The sequence below is a fragment of the Parageobacillus caldoxylosilyticus NBRC 107762 genome (genome assembly GCF_000632715.1).
GTDB lineage: Bacteria > Bacillota > Bacilli > Bacillales > Anoxybacillaceae > Saccharococcus > Saccharococcus caldoxylosilyticus.
Map to the genome: position 1 here is coordinate 22,933 of NZ_BAWO01000003.1, position 19,635 is coordinate 42,567.

A 19,635-nucleotide genomic window follows, 5' to 3' on the forward strand; every position below is an offset into this window, starting at 1 on the left:
GAGATTTATTCTACAAAATTCATAAATTTGATAGATAAGATTCATATTCCCTGACAATTCTCTCTAACCCAAACAATTGACTCAACTGTTTTAAACACTCTTCATTAAGTGGTCTAAATAGATGCAAAGGCAAGGTTAATTCAGCATATTCCAATCTATCTAACAACCCTAATGCCTCCATTACCTCCCTCGTCCCTCCCGGATGATCAACCGCAACAACAGGACATCCACATGCTATTGCTTCTAACAGGACATTGGGAAGTCCTTCGTAATAAGACGAGAGAACAAATAAATCTGCATGCTTCAACCAGACATAAGGATTCTTTTGAAATCCTACAAACTCCACCTTTTCCACAATTCCTAGTCGAATACATTGTTCTTTCAATTCTTCTTCTAAAGGTCCTTCACCTAGTATCCACAGCTTTGCATTTGGTTTTTCCTTCAATAATTGTGGCATAGCTTGAAGCAAACGGTCAAATCCTTTTTGGTAAACAAGTCTTCCAATTGCCACGATATTTGGAGAAGTCGGAGAATGTAAAAATGGATTTTCTCCTAAATTTGCTTTTTTCCTAATTGTATCAACGTCAACTGGATTATAGATACGTATTGCTTTTTGCTCTGGTACTTTAAAATTTTCAATAAGATCTTGTTTCATATAATCAGATTGACAAATCACCAAATCTGCTTGTTTATAAAATGTTTTATAAAGAAATTTCCATAGCCATGATTTAGAACTCAACTTCACAATTTCTGAAACTGTATTTGCCTCTCGAACTATTAAACGTGTATGAGATAGCATTAAAAACCTAAGAATGATTAACGCGATATTCAAATGGCCTAACGTAGAAAAAACAATATCCGGCTTCAACTGTCTGATTAACTTTAACATTGGAACAAAAGCATAACGGACTCTTTTGGCACCTAAGTCATATATAGGAACATCGTAAGGAACTTCTGTTAAATAAGGTCCTTCTTTCGACACAAGAGCCAGGTGTAAATCAAATTTATCACGATCAACATGTTTTAACAAAGTAACCATCACTCGCTCGGCGCCACCGCCTCGAAGTGATGGTAAGATGAATAGTACTTTTTTCTTCATCTTACCTTACCTCTTGATTCAATCATTTAGAGTAGTTTAGCCACGCTTGAAACATCAAAACATCCCATAGATAATATTGCCAATTTTTCTCTCCTTTTAAATGTTCAATCCATTTTTTTCTTACTAAAGAAGGATTAAAGAATCCTTCTACTTTTAAACGTTCTTCATCAAGCAATTCCTCCGCCCATTCTCTTAATGGACCTCGAAGCCAATGGCCAATTGGTACACCAAATCCCATTTTTGGTCTTTCAATTAATTGTTGTGGAACATACTTATATAGAATTTGGCGAAGAATCCACTTTTGAATACCATTGTTTACTTTATATTGAATAGGGAGTTTCCAAGCGAACTCCACAATTCGGTGATCCAACAAAGGAATTCTCGATTCTAAACTCACTCCCATGCTAGCTCTATCAACTTTGACTAGAATATCATCAGGTAAGTAAGAGATAGAATCGATATACATCATTTTTTCAAAATCATCCATCTCAACATGAAATCGACCATTTCCATTTTCAGAATTGTCATTAAATTCTTGACTCCCCTTTACTAATTCAGAGGGGATTTTCCAATGCGATACCATAGTTCGATAAAAATTCTCAAAGCTTCTACTTTTCAACAGCATGGCAACACTATAGATCCTGCTTCCATATAATTTATTCTTAGTTAAACGGTTAACGATCTTGTTACTAAGTAAATAATCCCAATGCTGTTCAGAGTAATGAAAGATTGTGTTAGCTAAAAGATTACGATAACGCCAATTGATATTTCTGATTTTTTTCCAGATATGTTTTCCCTGTATATATCGTGAATATCCTCCAAAAAGTTCATCTCCCCCATCTCCAGATAAAGAAACAGTTACATGCTTTCTAGCAAGCTTAGCCACCAAATAAGTAGGTATTTGCGAAGGATCGGACAAAGGCTCATCATATAACGACGGTAATAGTGGTATTACATCTATTGCTTCTTGTGGAGTCACGTATAATTCCGTATGATCAGTACCCAAATAATCTGCAACTGCTTTAGCATGTTGTGCTTCGTTGTAATCTTGTTCATAAAACCCTATAGAAAATGTTTTTATAGCTTTTTTACTTTGAGCTTGCATTATCGCTACTACTGTAGAAGAATCAATGCCACCTGACAAAAAAGCTCCTACCGGTACATCAGAAGATAACATTTGTTGTTTCACAGAATGAATTATTAAAGAATGTAGGTGTTCAATTGCTTCTGTTTCACTACCTTGAAAAGGCTCATTTTTTGCCACTTCTATTACATTTTTCAGCGACCAGTAATATTCAATATTTTCTAAATTCTTTTCAACATCAACTGTCAGCAACGTACCAGGCTGTAATTTAAATATATTTTTGTAAATCGAATATGGAGATGGTATATAACTATAGCGCATATACAATGCGAGAGCATCGCGATTGACTTCTTGCTTAAAATTTGGGTGTTTGGTTAGTGCTTTCAGCTCTGAAGCAAACATAAATGTATCCCCTACCCACCCATAGTAGAGTGGTTTCTCTCCCATTCTATCCCTACATAAGTACAATACTCTTTCTTTTTTATCCCATAGAGCAAAAGCAAACATTCCAACAAACTTCTCAACTGCTTTCTTAACTCCCCACTTTTCAAAAGCAGCTAGCATAACTTCTGTATCAGAACGCCCGCGAAATGTAATTTGTGGATCTTGGCTTAACAACTCATTTCGAATATCTTGGTGATTATAAATTTCACCATTAAATACTACTACATAACGATTGCTGATTGAATGCATCGGTTGATGACCTTCAGGAGACAAATCGATTATAGATAAGCGACGATGCCCAAGAGAAATCCCTACATTCGGATCCACCCATATTCCAAAATCATCAGGACCGCGATGGGATAATGTCATACTCATTTGTTTAATAACTGTTTCATAGTCAATATTACTTGATTGTTTAACGATAAATCCGACTAATCCACACATTTTTTTACTCCCTAACGTTTTAATAATGTAGAAGAAAAATTAATAGTCCCTAGAATTAATAATAAATTAAATATTATACCTACCAAACTATAAAGAATTATAGCGCCTAACGCGTCAAAATATTGAACACCTAGAAATAAAGATGTTGCTCTAAAAACTAGAAATAATGTTTCATAATATAGTAGTTGTTTTTGCAATCCTAGCACTTGTGCTGTAGAAAATGCAGGTATATTCATAAAATCTATTGCTAACCATAATGACATCCATCTAGCATATCTTCCTCCTTCATACCACTTTTCTCCCAATGCAAAAGCAAAAATTTGCGGACCAAACAAAAAAATAACTATAGTTGGAGCAATAACTAATAGACCTAATAGAATAGTAAATTTAATTAAATATTTTCTTAAATTATCTCCTTTATTATGTATTTCTGCGATACGTTGATAAAACACTCTCCTAACGGATTCACCGATTAAAATAACTGGTAATTGTAGTAAACGCAATGAAAGCGAATAATGACCAACAACTGTTGGACTAAAATAAGCTGAAAGGATAAACGGTGCAATATTTTGAGAAATTGAATTTACTAATGCTTGTGGCGCACTATACTTTGGAAATTCCGAATATGTATGTGCAACTTCTCTAATTTTTTTTATATTAAATGAGGATTTTAAAACATGCCCATCGTCCTTCCAAATTTGCTTTCCTAAAACTGCCGTAGCTACTGTATTACCAATAGCTTGTCCAGCCACCAGACCAATAGAACCAATTTTGGCCAATCCGCCGGTAACTTGGGTTGTAACAACCGTTATACTTCTAAATATTTGAGATATCGATAGGCGCTTAAATCCTTTTTGTCTTGTACTCCAATAGTTTAAACTATTACATACGCCAAAAAAGAATATACTAATTGGAATCCACCATATAAATTCATTGAATTTTTGTATATGAAATATTTCTTCCAAATAATCTTTAAACAAAAAAAGAATAACTGTAGACAACATAGTCATAATTACAACTACAATAATAGACAAAAACAGTAAATTTACTGCCTCTTCTTGTTTTTTAGGAAGTACAATAGCTAATTCATACCTTAATCCGATAATTACAATAAAAATACTAACAATTGAAGTGTATACCGCAAATATCCCAAAAGCTTCTGGGTCATATAACCGACTAAGGATTGGCGCAACAACAATGTTCAATACCTGTGCGACCGCTGTTCCAGTCATTAACGTTAGAACATTTTTAAGAAATACACTTTTCTTTATCTTTTCAATCAATATTCTCACCTTTTTGTTAATCTATCATGATTAAAACTATAAACTTAAACTAAAATAACAAAAAGATCTTTAATCAACTTTTTCCTTCCGCTATCACTCAAATAAAAAATTATATCGAACTCAATGATCAAAGAGATTGCCAAATGTTGCTCTTTTAATAGTAGAAAGTTCCTTGATTATCTCAGAGCCTTGATGATAATCAGTCAATTATATCTTTTTTCTTTTCCTTTGAATAATCCCATAGATATGAATTATCCTCATTTTCAACAAGTAATCCTTCTACACATTATTTTTTCAAAAATGAAGAAAATTCAACATAAACTAATGCCTTTTCCGTAATTCTTGACATTGAAAATTAAACTATTATTTAACCACTTTTCTTTATTATGTTTGAGATTTTCAGAAAAACTAATATTGACGAACAGCAGTATTATTATATAGGTATTGATTATTCGCAATCCCCAACAATCTCTCTCTAACCTCTTCTTTATCCATCTCTTCAAACCGATCCATAAAATCGTGAAGAATTTTTTCGTCCACCGCTGTCGCTTTCCCAATAAATATTTTCGGAAACACCTGCTCTGGATGGACTTCGTTTTCGTTAAGCAGTTCTTCAAACAGTTTTTCGCCAGGACGAATTCCGGTAAATTCGATGCCGATTTCTTCGACGGTGTATCCGGATAGTTTAATCAAGTTTTTCGCGAGATCGACGATTTTGACTGGTTCGCCCATGTCTAGGACGAAGATTTCGCCGCCTTTGGCGAGCGCGCCGGCTTGGATGACGAGCCGGGATGCTTCCGGAATCGTCATAAAATAGCGCGTCATATCCGGATGAGTGACGGTGACAGGTCCGCCAGCTTGGATTTGCTTTTTAAATAACGGAATAACGCTGCCGCGGCTGCCCAAGACGTTTCCAAAGCGGACAGCGACAAATTTTGTTTTACTCTGCTTGTCCAATTGTTGAATAATCATTTCCGCAAAGCGTTTTGTCGCTCCCATTACATTTGTAGGATTAACTGCTTTGTCAGTAGAAATTAATACAAAAGTTTGGACACCGAACGTATCGGCCGCTTCGGCGACGTTTTTCGTGCCGAAAATGTTGTTTTTGACCGCTTCTTTCGGGTTGTATTCCATTAATGGAACGTGTTTGTGCGCCGCTGCGTGGTAGACGACATCTGGCTTATGTTCTTCCATCACTTCAAACATGCGCTCGCGGTCTTGAATGTCGCCGATCACTGGGACAATCTCGATTTGGTCTTTATAGTGATCGCACAGTTCCATGTCGATTTGATAAATGCTGTTTTCGCCGTGTCCAAGCAGGATGATTTTTTTCGGACGAAACTGGCATACTTGCCGGCAAATTTCCGATCCGATCGAACCGCCGGCGCCAGTGACTAAAATGACTTTGTTTTCGATGTAGCTGGAGATGCTTTCGATATCGAGTTCGACCGGCTCCCGTCCAAGCAAGTCTTCCACTTGGACATCGCGGAATTGACTGACAGATACTTTCCCGGTCACAATATCTTCAAGTTTCGGAACAATTTGCGTTTTTGCTTTCGTTTTCGCGCATTGTTCAAAAATGCGATTCAGTTCCTTTTTTGTCAATGAAGGAATCGCAATGATGATATGTTCAATTTTCAGCGCGCGAACGACATCTTCAATATCTTTCGTCGTTCCCATCACAGGAATGTTAAAAAACTGCAATTTTTGTTTATTAGGATCATCATCAATAAACGCAATTGGCTTCAGTTCCGCTTCTGGATTGTTTACTAACTGCCGCGCCACCATCGTTCCCGCGGCTCCCGCACCGATAATCAGCGTCCGCCGTTTATTCGCGTTTGGTTTTATGTAACGGTCGCGGAACACTCTCCAGACAAACCGCGATCCACCGATGAGAATAATATGGATCATCCATGTAATCATCAACGCACGGACATAAATATCTTGAAAGGCGGAAAATTGCACGATCGCTGTTGTGATAATCGAAAACGTGACCGCCTTAATAATCGCCGTTAATTCGCTGATGCTTGCGTACTCCCATGCTTTATGATACAGGCGGTATAGAAAGGCAAAAATATGATGGCTCATAAGCAACGTCAGCGCCGATAAAAGCACCGATTTGTATTTCCATATTTGTATTCCTGGATGTAGTGTAAACAAGCTGACGTAAATCGCCGTTAACACGATCAATGAGTCCAATATCATTAAAAACGTTAATCGTTTTCGATATGCCAACGCCCTGCGTCTCCCTTCGTATAATAGAAACGAGCCATGTTCGCGATGGCCCGTTATGATGCATTCGTATTATTTTTTGTTTCCGCAACGATTTTCTCCATAAATGCGAGTAAATCGTCTCTTAACTCCTCATGCTGCAACGCAAACTCAATCGTCGTCTTAATAAACCCGATCTTTTCTCCGACGTCATAACGCTTGCCTTCGAATTCGTAGGCAAAGACACGCTGGATTTCGTTCAGCTTTTGAATCGCGTCGGTGAGCTGGATTTCGCCGCCAGCACCGGCTTCTTGTTTTTCAAGGAATAAGAAGATTTCTGGTGTGAGTATGTATCTTCCCATAATTGCTAGGTTCGATGGCGCGGTGCCTGGTGCTGGTTTTTCAACGAATTGGCGGACTTGGTAGCGGCGTCCGTGCTGTTCGAGTGGATCGATAATGCCGTAGCGGTGTGTTTCCTCATCAGGCACCTGTTTGACGCCGATGACCGAGCTAAATGTTTGTTCATATTGGTCAATTAGCTGCTTTAAGCACGGCGTTTCCGCTTGAACGATGTCATCGCCAAGCAAAACGGCGAACGGTTCGTCGCCGATAAAGTTGCGCGCGCACCAAACGGCGTGACCGAGTCCTTTCGGTTCTTTTTGACGGATGTAGTGAATGTCAACTTTGGATGGCTCTTTTACTTTTTCCAGCAAGTCAAGTTTTCCTTTTTGCTTTAACAGCTGTTCCAGTTCAAAGGCGTTGTCGAAATGGTCTTCGATCGCGCGTTTTCCTTTTCCTGTGACGATGATAATATCTTCGATGCCAGAGGCAATCGCCTCTTCGACGATGTATTGAATCGTTGGCTTGTCAACAATCGGAAGCATTTCTTTCGGCATCGCTTTCGTCGCTGGCAAAAATCTTGTTCCAAGCCCCGCTGCCGGAATGATCGCTTTGCGTACTTTTTTCAACGAAATCCCTCTTTTCTATGTATGATAACAAAAATATATGAACTTAGTTTTAGACTATTCACGGCAATAGACCAAAACTAAATTCATATAAAACCGGGCATCTAACCCGCCCTCACACCACACCCTCGACGACTGGCGTCTAAGGTGGCAGGACCGTCATCGTCCCCACCCACGGCATGGCCGAGTGCCTCCATTGATAACGGTAAGGAGACATCACCGCGAAAAGTGGAGGCGGCTTGCTTATCCCCGAAACGCGCTGGAGGGCCTGCGAGGAGGCTGTTGCCGCCGCAGCAGGACCGAAGCGTCGCGAGGGGATAGCCGCCGGAACTAGACATCACCGAAAAGCTGAGCCGCCCCAATTTCGCCTAAAAGCGGCCCGCGTCCTGCGGGCAACGGCGAAATGTCGCCATCCTGGCTTCCCCGAAGCGAAATGTTCTTCGACCGCGGAAGTGCTTGCACTTCAAGGGCGAAGGTTATTTGGCGCAAGAGAGCTAGGCGGCGAAGCTAGACATCACCGAAATCGAAAAGCGTAGGCGACTGCCCAGCCCCGAGAGGTGCTGGAGGGCCCGCCGCCACGCCACAGCGGAGCCGAAGCATCCCGAGTACCGAAAAACACTAACATCTGCCTACGCTCTATAAGTTTCCACTTCACATACATTACCATTATTCTGCCATTTTTTCATCCATCTTTAGTCCCTACTTTTGCCATTGTTCGTAAAAATCAGCAGTAATTCGACAAACACAGGAGAAAAAAATATGCTTTATGATAACAAAGTACCATAAAACATATTAAAACAGTCCTAGAAATTTTTTCCTTTTTATTCGTTCCGGCTCTTCGCGGTACACCGCTTGTCCACGGATAAGAAGCTCGGCGTTTTCTTGGAAGAAATACACAGCGTCGATGCCAAATTCTTTGTTGAGGACATCATATGCTTCCCGCATATGGAATGGCCGGGTTGTCGTGTTGTGGGCATCGGAAGCGATGAAATGCGCTAAGTTCGCTTCAATCAGCTGCAAAGAAAATTTTTTGATGTTTTTCCCGAAATGCCCTGATACACTCGAGGCCGTCAGCTGTGTCAACACGCCTCGTTTGACCAATTGGTAGAGACGCTCTGGACGTTCTATGATTTCTCCATTTCGTTCTGGATGCACAATAATTGGAATAAAGCCTTTCAGCTGCAAATCAAACAATAGCTGTTCAGCATAACGGGGAACGTGATCGGCAGGAAATTCGATGAATACATACGAAGTATCTGCCAGGGTCATCAGTTCGTTTGCTTCCAGGTCTGTCAATAAATCCCCATAAATGCGGACTTCCTGCCCCGGCAGTACTGTAAGCGGAATATTGTGCTGCTTGATGATATCGTTCAATTGGGCGACTCGTGCAATAATGGATTGTTTCGGATTGTCATATCTTCCGTTTTTATGATGGGGAGTCGCGATGATGGTTGTAATTCCTTCCTTCACCGCGGCACGTGCCATTTCTATCGCATCTTCGATTGTTTGCGCACCGTCATCAACACCGGGCAAAATATGACTATGTATATCGATCACCGCCAACTCCTCCTTATCTTTCGAGTGACTAAACAGCCATTTATTATGGTAACATAGGAAAATGGTGCTATCAATCGGTATTTTTTGCGGAATTTTGTCGAAATATATGGATAGTATGGTTAAGAATTCCTATTCCCTTGCTTCTTTCGGTTGTACTCCGTGAAAAAACCCTCTATAATCTTAATAGTTAGTTCATCGAATTATATAGCTAAAGGAAGGTTGCATATGAGAGCAGAACGTCGAAAAAAGAAAAAAAAATGGCTGCGCTGGATTGGCGCGATTGCCGTTGCCCTTCTCATTGGTGCGGGAGTCTTCGCCTATTCAGTGTACCACAACATCAAACAGACGGCCAATCAAATGCATGAAGATGTCACTTGGAAATCCGATAAACGCAACGAGGAAGTATCGTTTGAGAAAAAAACGCCGATTTCGATTTTGCTGATTGGGGTGGATGAGCGGAAAGGAGACAAAGGCCGCGCCGATTCCCTGATTGTGATGACGGTCAATCCGAATAAACAGTCCATCGAAATGGTTAGCGTTCCCCGCGATACGAGAACGGAAATTATCGGCAAAGGAACAAAAGATAAAATCAACCATTCGTACGCCTTTGGCGGCGTGGAGATGACGATGGCGACCGTCGAACATTTTCTAGACATTCCGATTGATTATTACATTAAAGTCAATATGGAAAGCTTCCGCGACATTGTCGACGCGGTCGGCGGAGTGACGGTGGACAACCCGTTTGCGTTTACGTATGAAGGAGTGTACTTCCCAAAAGGCAAAATTACGCTGGACGGGGAGAAAGCATTAAAATATTCACGCATGCGCAAAAACGACCCGCGCGGCGATTTTGGGCGGCAGGACCGCCAGAAGCAAATTATTCAAGCGATCATCGAAAAAGGGGCAAGCTTTTCGTCGCTCGCCAATTATAGCGATGTGCTAACGGCAATCGGGAAAAATATGAAAACGAATTTAACGTTTGAGGAAATGAAAGAAATTCAAGCCAATTACAAAGACGCCCGCCGCCATATTGAGCAGCTTCATATTACCGGAAAAGGCACGAAAATTAACGGTATTTATTACTTGCTTGTCCCAGAAGAGGAGAGACTAGCTATTTCGAATAAATTAAAAGAGCATTTAGAATTGAAAACGGCATCGTAATAGTAAAAGCGTACCTTCCTATATCGAGAGGTACGCTTTCATTTTGCGATGAAATAGCCGGCTAAGAAGTCCGCCCAGCGCTTTTGGCCGTCTTTCGTCGGCAAGTCGGTGTCCGGATCGACGTATTTGTTTAGTTCATTGCTTTTGTAATCCGGCCATGCTTTCCAGTGATCGATGTAGATGTATCCTTTTTCTTTGGCAAACGCTTGAAACTGCTTCACCTGCTCTGGGTAGTATGTGGCATTGTAAATCGGATGCGGCGGCTGGAGCATTATCGTAACATCAGGAAGCGCGGCGGTGATCGTTTTTATCATCTTATCGATGTGCGCTAGCGCATCGTTGATGTCAATGACGCCGTTATTGTTTAATAAAAACGGCTCCCATAATACCATATCCGGTTTTTCTTTGATCAGCTGCCCGGCGATGTTTTCCTCGATTGCCTGTTTCGTTGTCATGCCTTTATATTCTTTGACGACGACTTGAAATACGTTGCTTCCGTATGCAGCGTCAAGCTGCTGCTCGAATAGCGCCGGCCAGCCTTCCTTGGCAGCGGGAGTCGCTTCCGAACCGGCAATGACAAGGCGCAGCGGGCGGTTCGTCTCGATGGCGCGCTTGATTTTTGCCTGCACTTCCGCAGGCAGTTTTTTGGCATAGGCCATCCGCTTTTGGGTAGCTTGAAACTCGGTTGCTTCCGTCATCGCGTGGCGGACGGTGGCGTCGATTTTTTTCTGCCAGTACAGATGCCCGGCAACGATAAAAGATGTGCAGCTGATGATAAGCAGCACGGCCAGCAAAACATTTCTCACGATTACTCTCCTCCATCATGCCAAAGGCTTCCCAATCATTAGGAAGCCTTTTGTTATTTATATTGGTAGTAGTAATACTGCCCTTGGCGATGTTTCCGTTTGTTCAGCACGACGCCAAGCAGTTTTGCGTTCGCTGCTTCGAGCAGCTCTTTTGCCTTGACTGCCGCTTCGATTTCCGTTCTGCCGCTTTCGATGACCAGCACCGTCCCGTCGCATTGGTGCGCCAAAATTTGCGCGTCCGTTACCGCCAGCACCGGCGGCGTGTCAAAGATGAGCAAGTCAAATTCATTATACAACTGCTGGATGCATTGTTCCATCGCTTTGGAGCTGAGAAGCTCGGCCGGGTTTGGCGGAATTGGGCCAGATGTCAGAACGTATAAGTTTTCCACTCTCGTTTCTTGACATGACGGCAATAACGGCGCGGAGTTCGTTAGTATGTTTGTCAACCCCGTATAGTTGTTTAAGCGGAACGTATAATGCACCGTCGGCTTGCGCAAGTCGGCGTCAATCAATAGCACTTTTTTTCCTTGCTGGGCAAAGACGACTGCCAGGTTGGCCGCCGTCGTCGATTTCCCTTCTCCCGCACCGGCTGATGTCACCATAAGGGAACGCATCGGTGCGTCGACAAACGAAAACTGCACATTGGTGCGAATCGTCCGGTACTGTTCGGAAATCGGCGATTTCGGATCTTCAATGGTAATTAAGCTGCGTTCCAGTTTTTTCGTTTGCTTTTGATTGCTACGAGCCAATGGTTTCACCTCTTGTTTTCGTCATGCTTACTTGTTGTTTTGCTTTTTTCGATCCTTCCGTAGAAATGATGCTTACCGCACCAAGTACTGGCAAGCCAAGATGTTTTTCGACATCCGTTTCTGTTTTGATCGTGTTATCCAAATATTCCAGTAAAAAGGCAAGCCCCACGCCAGCCATCAAACCAACGACGAAGGCAATCGCCATGTTTAGCAGCGGTTTCGGCTTTACAGGCGCCTGGTTTTCTTTGACTTCTGCCTTCGAAAGAATTGTGACGTTGTCAATATTCATGATTTTGGCGATTTCGTTTTTAAACACATCCGCCGTTTTGTTGGCGATTTTTGCGGCCATTGCCGGATCCGGATCTTGAACGGTCACGGAGAACACCTGCGAATCTTTTTCGCTTGTGACTTGGATTTGCTCGTTCAGCTCGTCCACTGTGCGGTCTAAATTTAGTTCTTCTCTTACTTTTTCGAGAATCGTCGGGCTTTTAATAATGACGCTATACGTATTAATCAACTGCAAGTTCGTTTGGATTTCGTTATAGTTATAGAGCTGCTGTTCCGATTTGGCTTGGTTGACTAAAATTTGCGTTGATGCTTGGTAAATCGGCGTTAACACAAAATAGCTGACCACGCCGCTGACGATGGTCGCCAGCGCGGTAATAAGCACAATGAGCCAGAGACGTTTCCGCAATGTTTCGAATAGTTCGCGCAGGCTGATAGTTTCTTCCATAATAATAATGATACCTCCTACCAAATAAGTCCGTTGCGTTCAAAAGCCACATGCATGACACCTTACTAATTATAAATGATTGGGACACATATATCTAGTGGGCTCATTTTCCTAGTCCGCGCACGTTGCCGATAACAAAAGTGCTGCCGGCCAATAAACAAGGCTGCCCCCTTGTTTATGAGGCAACCTTGTTTTTGTTTCGTTATTCGTCTTTATTGTCTTTATCGTTTGTATCTTGCGGATCTTCGATTGGATCTTCACGATCAGGAACTCTATCGTTTTCATCGTCGCCAGGTCCGTTATTGGTGTCGTCGCCCGGCAGCAGTTGATCGTTTTTATTGTCGTTGAAATCGCCGTTATTGTTCATATTGTTGTTAGCGTCATCGCCTTGGTTAATGTCGTCCGCCGGGTTCATATCCTTATCGTTGATGTTATTGTTATCCCTATCGTTGATGTCATTGTCATTTTGATCGACGTTGTTGTTTGGCGGCGGCGGATTATTGTTGTCATTGTCATTATTGGCATTGCAGCCTGCCGCGATCATCATGGCGACGAACACGCTAAACAGTCTAAGTAAAAGCCATTTTTTCTTCATCGTTTCTTCTCCTTTCTGTGAATGTTGGTGACCTTATGTAAAGACCGGTCCTTGCTTATGTTTCCCAGAAAGGAGAATTTCATGCATTTTATGAGGAATGTTGCATCATTCGTTTGAGGTCTTTGAGTTCGGTTTCTTGGGAGAGGGAACGATAGGAGAGGGTTTCGATCATCCGCTCGTGTTGATGTAATTTGTCATGGATCTCTTCATATCGTTCATCGATATGCTGGGTAATTTGGTCGAAATAAGGAGCTAAGCTGTCAATGATGCTTTGTGAAAGCTTGCCGATCGTTTGTTCGACCCGCGCTTGTCCCTCCTGTAGTTCGGCAACCGTCTCCTGCAGCGTGCGGACATCAGACTCCAGCTGTTTTTGACTGGCACGCAGTTCACGGACATCGGACTCCAGCTGCTTTTGGCTTTGTTTTACTTCGTTTAGGTCCACCCGCATTTCTTTTAACTCAAAAAGAATTTGTTCCATCAACCGTTCCATTGTCTCACCTCCTTCTTGACGTTTATTTTACCATAAACAAAACAAACAGGCTCTCCTTTCATCGGTGAAAGGAGAGCTTCGTTTCATTCGCCTTGCTTATCGCCAAGGGCAAACATGAGCTCTGTTTCGCAGACGAGTTCGCCGTCCACCGTTGCGACGCCTTTGCCTTTGCCGATCGCGCCGCGGGCGCGGATGATTTCCACTTCGAGGCGGAGCTGGTCGCCTGGTTTGACTTGCTTTTTAAAGCGGCAGTTGTCGATGCCGGTGAAAAAGGCGAGACGGCCGCGGTTTTCTTCTTTTTTCAGCATCGCCACGGCGCCGACTTGGGCGAGCGCCTCGACGATTAAAACGCCAGGCATAACAGGATATTCCGGAAAATGGCCGGCGAAAAACGCTTCGTTGGCGCTGACGTTTTTGATGCCGACGGCGCGTTTTCCTTCTTCGATTTCAAGAATGCGGTCGACAAGCAAAAACGGATAGCGATGCGGAATGATCGCTTGAATTTGTTGGATATCAAGCATATCTATGCCACCTTTCTGTGATGATGCAGAAAAAGGAGAGCAGCTGCCTCCCAACGATGATTATTTGCTTTTCGTATCTTTTTCGACGATATCGATGATGTGCTGCCATGTGGAGCGATGGAACACATCGAACGGATTGCCGTCGCCGATGACGCCATAGCCGATCATGGCGCCGGCGGCAAGGCTGATGGCCATCAGTACGGCGACGATGATCAGGCGCAGCCAAATCGGAATGAGGCGGGTGCGTTGAAAGCGGCGCCTCCGCTCCGCCCGTGTTTCTTCCTTGCTTACTTCTTCTGTTTGGGCCTGATTTTCCTCGAGCTGTTGTCCCTTCATACGAATTTCTCCTTAAGTGGAACGGATTCCGTTAATGAGGCCGAGCATTTGCTCAGAAAGGGAAATGGCGCGTGCGTTCAATTGATACGCGCGCTCGGTGATCATCATTTCGGTCAGTTCTGTGCCAAGATCGACGTTCGACCGCTCGAGCGCACCTTGCATCATGGCGATTTGCCCGCGCAAATTGCCGGTCATGTTGACCGCCACATCGGCTGTGTTAACGTTTAGTGCATTAAGGTTTGGCATGGTAAATACGTTGTCCCCGGCTGACTGCAATAGCTGCGGCCGCAAGATCGCCGTAACGCCGAGATTGGCGCTTGCCACGGTGCGGCCGTCGGGAGCGAGGGCGGTAAGCGTGCCGTTATTGGAAATCATGATATCTTTGAATCCGCCCGGAAGCACAATCGGCTCGTTGTTTTCATCAAGCACCGGGCTGCCGTCGCTAGTGACGAGCATCCACTCATTTTCGGCAGATGGCGTTAAATAAAACGCGCCCGCTCTGGTGTAGCCGATTTCCTGTTCGCCGTTTCCTCTTTGGATGAGCACGCGGAAAAATTGATTTTCTTTGGTGAGCGCCATATCCAAGGCGCGGTTTGTTTTCACTAGCGCCCCTTGTGCGAGCACGACATTCGTCTCGGCAAGGCGCGCGCCGACACCAATGCGCACGCCGTTTGGCGTCAGGCGGCTGCTGATGTCATCAGGAAAATTCGTAAACTGCTGGGCAAGCAATTCGGCGAAATTCGTGTCGCGCCGTTTAAATCCGGTCGTGTCGCTGTTGGCGATGTTGTTGCTGATGACGTCGAGCTGCTTCTGCAGCTGATTCATGGTATTGGCGGCGGTGAGCATCGAACGTAACACGTGCATGTCCCCCTCATCATTATCTCAGGCGGCCGACTTCGTTGACGGCTTTATCCATGCTGCGGTCATAGGCTTGTACAATTTTTTGGTTCGCTTCAAAGGCGCGGTACGCGGACAAAAGCTCTGTCATCGTGCGGTCAAGATCCACGTTGGATCGTTCGATAAATCCTTGCCGGAGCGCATAAGTCACATTCGGATTGCCAAGCGCGCTCGGCAGCGTCCCGTTGTCGCTGCGGAAGAGGCCGTTTCCTTCTTTCACGAGCGTATTTGGGTTGGCCGCCAATGCGATATTGATTCTTGCGATGCGGTTATTCCCCGCTGTGATCGTACCGTCCGTGCCGACGGTGAAATCCGCGCTTGGCAGCTGGATGCGCCGGCCGTTTTCATCTAATACGTACCAGCCATCGTTCGTTGTTAAAAACCCTTGCGGATTTATGGTAAAATTGCCGTTTCTTGTGTAGCGGATGTCGCCGTTTTCATTTTGCACGACAAAAAAGAGCGCGCCTTGCTGCCCCGTCGCTGCATCGACCGGAAGCGTTCCGTTGACTAAAGCAATATCGGTTCGCTGCCCCGTTTCTTTTATATCGCCTTGGCGGAAGTTTGGAATCAGCTCCTGCATATAAACACCGGTGTTGAACGGCCCGATTGCCGGCTGCAATAGAAACGAACGCGGTGTTTTGGCCGATACGTTCGCTGCGTCCAAACGGGAAAGAAGCAGTTCCGGAAACGCGCGCAATGCCGCTTGGTCTGCTTTATACCCAGGCGTATTGGCGTTGGCGATGTTGTTCGTTAGCATTTCGACGCGGCGCTGCTGCGTCAGCATGCCGCTTGCCGCTGTATACAATCCCCGCAACAAGGAAGGTCACCTCGCTTAGGCTAGGTTTACTATCATTATAAGGCAAGCATGGAAAAAAACGAATAGATACCATTTCCTAGCGGTAGCTATTCGTCTTGTTTCTCCAGCCTTTCACACGAGCTGCTGTCTTGGGGCGCGGTCGATGTTTTCGAGCATGATCCCCGTTCCGAGCGCGACGCAGTCCATCGGGTTTTCCGCAACAAACACCGGCACTTTGAGCTCCTCGGCAAGCAGTTGATCGATGCCGTGCAATAGCGCGCCGCCGCCCGTCAAAATAACGCCGCGGTCAATAATGTCGGCGGACAGTTCCGGCGGCGTGCGTTCAAGCACGCTCTTGGCAGCTTGTACAATCATTGTCACCGGCTCGCGCAGCGCCTTTTCGATTTCCTTGGAGCGGATCGTAATCGTGCGCGGCAGCCCTGTGACAAGGTCACGGCCGCGGACGTCAATTTCCTCGTCACGTGCACCTGGGAATACAGTTGCGACTTTGATCTTGATTTCTTCCGCGGTTCGTTCGCCGATGAGCAGCTTATATTCCCGTTTGATATAATGCAAAATTTCCAAATCGAACTTGTCCCCAGCCATTTTAATGGAAGAGGCGGTGACAATGTCTCCCATGGAGAGAACCGCCACATCGGTCGTGCCACCGCCGATATCGACCACCATGTTTCCGCACGGCTGGAAAATGTCCATTCCTGCGCCAATGGCCGCTACTTTTGGCTCTTCCTCCAAATATACTTTTTTGCCGCCGCTTTTTTCTGCTGCCTCTTTGATCGCTTTCCGCTCTACCGATGTCGTGTTCGTCGGGCAACAAATTAAAATGCGCGGTTTGGCGAAAAAGCCTTTGACATCGAGCTTGCTTAAAAAGTGTTTCAACATCGCTTCGGTAATGTCGAAATCAGCGATTACTCCGTCTTTGAGCGGCCGAATGGCAACGATATTCCCAGGAGTACGTCCTACCATTCGCCTTGCTTCTTCGCCGACAGCGAGCACCCTGTTCGTGTTCTTATCAATCGCGACGACGGACGGCTCATTGAGCACAATTCCTTTTCCTTTGACAAAAATGAGTACGTTTGCCGTGCCAAGGTCAATGCCAATATCTCTAGAAAACATATGGATCCTCCTTGCCTCTGCCCTCAAATCACTCCTGATAGATTATTTTACCATATTCATTTAGGATAATGATACTATTTTTGCGATGAAGACAGGACGCAAGGAAAAAAGTTAATTGTTTTTCACCGCTTGTTTTTTGTACTTTTTCTTTGTCGCTTCTCCTCCGCGTAAATGACGAATGGATTTATGATAATCGAGAATTTGTTTGACTTCCTGGGCCAGCTCCGGATTAATTTCCGGCAGCCGCTCGGTTAAATCTTTGTGAACCGTGCTTTTGGAAACACCGAACTCTTTCGCGATGACGCGAACGGTTTTCTTCGTCTCCACGATGTACTTTCCAATCTTGATCGTACGCTCTTTGATGTAATCGTGCACACCACTCGCCCTCCCTAAGTTGGATGTGAGGAGTGTGAAATGAGACTCGCCTCGTGGATGATGAAAACCACTTCTACTTGTGCATTTTGGAAACATCTCAAGCAGGTATCCGTGCTGTTACGAACGATCCCCACCTCAAACACTCTCGTTGTTGTTCAATTTGTAACATTTTATTAGACAAATCGGTCATATATACCAGAAATATCAAGGCGGACAAGGATTTTTTCATAATTTTTTTTGTTTCTTGTAACAAGATGAAAAATGGGAACGACTATAATAAAAAGGAGTTGAGCCTGATGGGAAAAGGACGGATGATCGCGCTAGCGGGCATTGCTGTGGGGGTGGTGGCAATCGGTATGCTGTTTTCGGGCAATGGAGAGGAACGGCCAAAAGCAAAAGATGAGGCTTCGCGAGCAAAATCGCAAGTAGAGCGAGGGATGATCGCCGGGGCGCTCGAACCGTCATTAACGTATGAGAAGAAAGACGGAAACTACGTCGTGACGTTTAAAGTAAAAAACCAAACGGAGCGCGTGCAAACCGTGACCTTTACGAGCGGGAAAAAGTATGATTACATTTTGTACCGCAATGGAAAGAAGGTAAAGCAGTTTAGCGAAGGAAAATTGTTTACGCAAATTTACGAACAGCGCCAGCTAAAGCAAGGAGAAGAGCTCGTATTCCAAGAAACGTTTACCGACTTGCCAAAAGGAAATTATAAGCTCGAATGGTGGCTTGCGGATAAAAACTGGCCAAATGCGAAAGCGGGGATTACGTTTACCGTAGAATAACATGCGAAAAACCTGCCTTTTGGACAAGGCAGGTTTCGTTTTTACGATAAAAACAAGGCTCCATATACTAATGACAATGTAATGACGTAAGCAGGGTGTATTTTCCATTTTTCCATTAAGAGAAAGCTTGCGGCCAGCAGGAATAGCGTTTGCCATATTCCTACATCTCGGTAAGAAGTCATAAAAAAGTCGGCAGTCATCATTCCAAGCAATACGGCGATGGCAGGGCGTATATAATTCGTCATTCGCTTTACTTTTGGAGAATCTTTGAATTTATACAAAAGCTGAAGCAAAGCAATCATGATCAAAAGCGAAGGGGCGACGGATGCAAACACCCCGATAAAAGCGCCAAGCACCCCTCCTTGCTGGTAGCCGATATACCCAGCCAGCTTCGTCGCAATCGGGCCAGGCAAGGCGTTGCCAAGTGCTAACACTTCGCTAAATTCGTGAACCGATAACCAACCGTAGCGGTCTACCACTTCATTTTCAATGAGCGGAATCGAAGATGGCCCGCCGCCATAGCCTAAAATTCCTGGAAGGAAAAAGGCGAGGAAAATTTGCCAATAAATCATGAATGTTTTCTCCTTTCTCCCGGAGAATCAGCTTTCCCCGCTGTTTTTTCTTTTTTGCTTTTCCCGACTAGCGCGCTAAAAAGCAACAAAGCGATTAAAATGGCCGGGTGAATATGTAAAAATTGCAGTACAATGAAACAACCAACCAGAAATGCAAAAGCAGGAAACAAACCCAATGAAGCGCGTGATTGTTTCACAAACTCCCATGTTAACACTCCAAGCATCACGGCGACAACCGGAACCACCGCTTTTGTCATTCCTAATACCCAGGGTTCTTCTTTCACTGAAGAAAGAACAGTCAGCAACAAAATCATCAAAATAATGGTAGGAACCGTAGTGGCCAATACCGCATTGAACATCCCGATCACTCCGCCGACGCGGTAGCCGATATATCCGGCCAGCTTTGTCGCAATCGGGCCAGGCAGGGCGTTGGCAAGCGCCAATATATCGGCAAACTCCTGATTGCTCATCCATTTGTACTTTTCGACGACTTCTTTATGGACAAGGGGAATGGCCGACGGGCCTCCCCCGTACCCAAGCATGCCGACACGGAAAAAGGCAAGAAACAAGTGCAGCTGGTTCATATGCTGTTCATCCT

General features: G+C 44.3%; 22 protein-coding genes. 3 read left to right on the forward strand and 19 right to left on the reverse strand.

The genetic code is table 11. The annotated features are described in order from the left end of the window. Positions 1 to 19 precede the first annotated feature (19 nt). The 5 genes from GCA01S_RS01435 to galU all read right to left on the reverse strand — a co-directional run bounded on the left by GCA01S_RS01435 (position 20) and on the right by galU (position 7,533). Positions 20 to 1,099 carry a glycosyltransferase gene (locus GCA01S_RS01435; protein WP_042406664.1) on the reverse strand — a complete coding sequence of 360 codons (1,080 nt, stop codon included), beginning with the start codon at positions 1,097 to 1,099 and terminating at the stop codon, positions 20 to 22. A 22-nt stretch (positions 1,100 to 1,121) separates the two neighbouring features. Then, entirely contained in the window at positions 1,122 to 3,071 is a 1,950-nt protein-coding gene (asnB, locus tag GCA01S_RS01440; protein ID WP_042406666.1) for an asparagine synthase (glutamine-hydrolyzing), read from the reverse strand. An 11-nt stretch (positions 3,072 to 3,082) separates the two neighbouring features. Continuing rightward, positions 3,083 to 4,354 carry a lipopolysaccharide biosynthesis protein gene (locus GCA01S_RS01445; protein ID WP_042406667.1) on the reverse strand — a complete coding sequence of 424 codons (1,272 nt, stop codon included), beginning with the start codon at positions 4,352 to 4,354 and terminating at the stop codon, positions 3,083 to 3,085. A gap of 408 nt (positions 4,355 to 4,762) precedes the next feature. Beyond that, the gene (locus GCA01S_RS01450; RefSeq protein ID WP_042406668.1) at positions 4,763 to 6,589 is read right to left on the reverse strand and encodes a nucleoside-diphosphate sugar epimerase/dehydratase; all 1,827 of its coding nucleotides are present in this window, start codon (positions 6,587 to 6,589) and stop codon (positions 4,763 to 4,765) included. Positions 6,590 to 6,642: 53 nt separating this feature from the next. Further along, positions 6,643 to 7,533, reverse strand: a complete 891-nt coding sequence (gene galU, locus GCA01S_RS01455; protein ID WP_042406671.1) for a UTP--glucose-1-phosphate uridylyltransferase GalU — start codon at positions 7,531 to 7,533, stop codon at positions 6,643 to 6,645. A gap of 236 nt (positions 7,534 to 7,769) precedes the next feature. On the opposite strand from galU, the gene GCA01S_RS01460 reads away from it, so the two are divergent. Continuing rightward, positions 7,770 to 8,066, forward strand: a complete 297-nt coding sequence (locus tag GCA01S_RS01460; RefSeq protein ID WP_042406674.1) for a hypothetical protein — start codon at positions 7,770 to 7,772, stop codon at positions 8,064 to 8,066. Between the two features lie 256 nt (positions 8,067 to 8,322). On the opposite strand, the gene GCA01S_RS01465 is transcribed toward GCA01S_RS01460, so the two are convergent. Further along, entirely contained in the window at positions 8,323 to 9,087 is a 765-nt protein-coding gene (locus GCA01S_RS01465) for a tyrosine-protein phosphatase (RefSeq protein WP_042406676.1), read from the reverse strand. A 225-nt stretch (positions 9,088 to 9,312) separates the two neighbouring features. Between GCA01S_RS01465 and tagU the strand changes: the two genes are divergently transcribed. Further along, positions 9,313 to 10,248, forward strand: a complete 936-nt coding sequence (tagU, locus tag GCA01S_RS01470; protein ID WP_042406678.1) for a polyisoprenyl-teichoic acid--peptidoglycan teichoic acid transferase TagU — start codon at positions 9,313 to 9,315, stop codon at positions 10,246 to 10,248. Positions 10,249 to 10,286: 38 nt separating this feature from the next. Here tagU and GCA01S_RS01475 read toward each other — a convergent pair whose 3' ends face one another. From GCA01S_RS01475 to spoIIID, 11 genes are all read right to left on the reverse strand, one after another. After that, the gene (locus GCA01S_RS01475) at positions 10,287 to 11,054 is read right to left on the reverse strand and encodes an SGNH/GDSL hydrolase family protein (RefSeq protein ID WP_042406682.1); all 768 of its coding nucleotides are present in this window, start codon (positions 11,052 to 11,054) and stop codon (positions 10,287 to 10,289) included. A gap of 53 nt (positions 11,055 to 11,107) precedes the next feature. Continuing rightward, positions 11,108 to 11,812 carry a CpsD/CapB family tyrosine-protein kinase gene (locus GCA01S_RS01480; RefSeq protein WP_375781784.1) on the reverse strand — a complete coding sequence of 235 codons (705 nt, stop codon included), beginning with the start codon at positions 11,810 to 11,812 and terminating at the stop codon, positions 11,108 to 11,110. Continuing rightward, positions 11,793 to 12,536 carry a YveK family protein gene (locus GCA01S_RS01485; protein ID WP_042406688.1) on the reverse strand — a complete coding sequence of 248 codons (744 nt, stop codon included), beginning with the start codon at positions 12,534 to 12,536 and terminating at the stop codon, positions 11,793 to 11,795. The genes GCA01S_RS01480 and GCA01S_RS01485 overlap by 20 nt, the downstream gene beginning before the upstream one ends. A 202-nt stretch (positions 12,537 to 12,738) precedes the next feature. Then, positions 12,739 to 13,131, reverse strand: a complete 393-nt coding sequence (locus GCA01S_RS01490) for a hypothetical protein (protein ID WP_042406691.1) — start codon at positions 13,129 to 13,131, stop codon at positions 12,739 to 12,741. 88 nt (positions 13,132 to 13,219) lie between these two features. Then, positions 13,220 to 13,621, reverse strand: coding sequence for a hypothetical protein (locus GCA01S_RS01495; protein ID WP_017436834.1), 402 nt, complete (start codon positions 13,619 to 13,621; stop codon positions 13,220 to 13,222). Between the two features lie 83 nt (positions 13,622 to 13,704). Beyond that, positions 13,705 to 14,142 carry a 3-hydroxyacyl-ACP dehydratase FabZ gene (fabZ, locus tag GCA01S_RS01500; RefSeq protein ID WP_042406693.1) on the reverse strand — a complete coding sequence of 146 codons (438 nt, stop codon included), beginning with the start codon at positions 14,140 to 14,142 and terminating at the stop codon, positions 13,705 to 13,707. Between the two features lie 60 nt (positions 14,143 to 14,202). After that, entirely contained in the window at positions 14,203 to 14,478 is a 276-nt protein-coding gene (locus GCA01S_RS01505; protein WP_042406695.1) for a DNA-directed RNA polymerase subunit beta, read from the reverse strand. Positions 14,479 to 14,490: 12 nt separating this feature from the next. Continuing rightward, positions 14,491 to 15,336, reverse strand: coding sequence for a flagellar hook-basal body protein (locus GCA01S_RS01510; protein ID WP_042406698.1), 846 nt, complete (start codon positions 15,334 to 15,336; stop codon positions 14,491 to 14,493). 19 nt (positions 15,337 to 15,355) lie between these two features. Then, a complete protein-coding gene (locus tag GCA01S_RS01515; RefSeq protein ID WP_042406700.1) occupies positions 15,356 to 16,192 on the reverse strand; it encodes a flagellar hook-basal body protein in 837 nt (278 codons plus the stop codon). 111 nt (positions 16,193 to 16,303) lie between these two features. Continuing rightward, the gene (gene mreB, locus GCA01S_RS01520) at positions 16,304 to 17,305 is read right to left on the reverse strand and encodes a rod shape-determining protein (RefSeq protein ID WP_017436839.1); all 1,002 of its coding nucleotides are present in this window, start codon (positions 17,303 to 17,305) and stop codon (positions 16,304 to 16,306) included. 111 nt (positions 17,306 to 17,416) lie between these two features. Then, positions 17,417 to 17,680: a sporulation transcriptional regulator SpoIIID gene (gene spoIIID, locus GCA01S_RS01525; protein WP_042406703.1), complete on the reverse strand. Its 264-nt coding sequence runs from the start codon at positions 17,678 to 17,680 to the stop codon at positions 17,417 to 17,419. A gap of 296 nt (positions 17,681 to 17,976) precedes the next feature. Here spoIIID and GCA01S_RS01530 point away from each other — a divergent pair, with 296 nt between their 5' ends. After that, complete coding sequence (locus GCA01S_RS01530) at positions 17,977 to 18,465, forward strand: BsuPI-related putative proteinase inhibitor (protein ID WP_042406708.1); 489 nt, start codon at positions 17,977 to 17,979, stop codon at positions 18,463 to 18,465. A 41-nt stretch (positions 18,466 to 18,506) separates the two neighbouring features. On the opposite strand, the gene GCA01S_RS01535 is transcribed toward GCA01S_RS01530, so the two are convergent. Beyond that, entirely contained in the window at positions 18,507 to 19,037 is a 531-nt protein-coding gene (locus GCA01S_RS01535; RefSeq protein WP_042406711.1) for a chromate transporter, read from the reverse strand. Next, positions 19,034 to 19,621 (reverse strand): chromate transporter, encoded by a 588-nt coding sequence (locus GCA01S_RS01540; RefSeq protein ID WP_042406714.1) that lies wholly within the window; start codon positions 19,619 to 19,621, stop codon positions 19,034 to 19,036. The genes GCA01S_RS01535 and GCA01S_RS01540 overlap by 4 nt, the downstream gene beginning before the upstream one ends. Positions 19,622 to 19,635 lie beyond the last annotated feature (14 nt).

Excerpts from the sequence above, each read along its gene's own strand:
- GCA01S_RS01485 (WP_042406688.1), bottom strand. The coding sequence starts at position 12,536 with ATGGAAGAAACTATCAGCCTGCGCGAACTATTCGAAACATTGCGGAAA.
- GCA01S_RS01530 (WP_042406708.1), top strand. The coding sequence starts at position 17,977 with ATGGGAAAAGGACGGATGATCGCGCTAGCGGGCATTGCTGTGGGGGTG.
- asnB (WP_042406666.1), bottom strand. The coding sequence starts at position 3,071 with ATGTGTGGATTAGTCGGATTTATCGTTAAACAATCAAGTAATATTGAC.
- GCA01S_RS01535 (WP_042406711.1), bottom strand. The coding sequence starts at position 19,037 with ATGATTTATTGGCAAATTTTCCTCGCCTTTTTCCTTCCAGGAATTTTA.
- GCA01S_RS01505 (WP_042406695.1), bottom strand. The coding sequence starts at position 14,478 with ATGAAGGGACAACAGCTCGAGGAAAATCAGGCCCAAACAGAAGAAGTA.
- GCA01S_RS01435 (WP_042406664.1), bottom strand. The coding sequence starts at position 1,099 with ATGAAGAAAAAAGTACTATTCATCTTACCATCACTTCGAGGCGGTGGC.
- GCA01S_RS01495 (WP_017436834.1), bottom strand. The coding sequence starts at position 13,621 with ATGGAACGGTTGATGGAACAAATTCTTTTTGAGTTAAAAGAAATGCGG.
- mreB (WP_017436839.1), bottom strand. The coding sequence starts at position 17,305 with ATGTTTTCTAGAGATATTGGCATTGACCTTGGCACGGCAAACGTACTC.
- GCA01S_RS01490 (WP_042406691.1), bottom strand. The coding sequence starts at position 13,131 with ATGAAGAAAAAATGGCTTTTACTTAGACTGTTTAGCGTGTTCGTCGCC.
- GCA01S_RS01540 (WP_042406714.1), bottom strand. The coding sequence starts at position 19,621 with ATGAACCAGCTGCACTTGTTTCTTGCCTTTTTCCGTGTCGGCATGCTT.
- tagU (WP_042406678.1), top strand. The coding sequence starts at position 9,313 with ATGAGAGCAGAACGTCGAAAAAAGAAAAAAAAATGGCTGCGCTGGATT.
- fabZ (WP_042406693.1), bottom strand. The coding sequence starts at position 14,142 with ATGCTTGATATCCAACAAATTCAAGCGATCATTCCGCATCGCTATCCG.